This window comes from Bradyrhizobium sp. Kon56 (genome assembly GCF_055807635.1).
Map to the genome: position 1 here is coordinate 1 of NZ_JBVVOU010000435.1, position 267 is coordinate 267.

A 267-nucleotide genomic window follows, 5' to 3' on the forward strand; every position below is an offset into this window, starting at 1 on the left:
GCACGCGCTCTCTCGATTGATCGGTGCGCCACCGGGCTATGTCGGTTACGGCGAGGGCGGGGTGCTGACCGAAGCCGTGCGCCAGCGTCCCTATTCGGTTGTGCTGCTCGACGAGGTGGAGAAAGCCGACCCTGAAGTGTTGAACCTGTTTTACCAGGTCTTTGACAAAGGTCGCGCCAATGATGGCGAAGGGCGGGAAATCGACTTTCGCAACACCGTACTGCTAATGACCTCCAACCTCGCAAGCGACTGTATCAACGCGCTTTG

The 267-nt window shown here is 58.8% G+C and carries 1 protein-coding gene; it reads left to right on the forward strand.

What is annotated here, in order from left to right; translation table 11 throughout:
- Positions 1–267: AAA family ATPase (locus tag AC0L3B_RS39585; protein ID WP_473383283.1), on the forward strand; the 267-nt coding region annotated here is incomplete at both ends.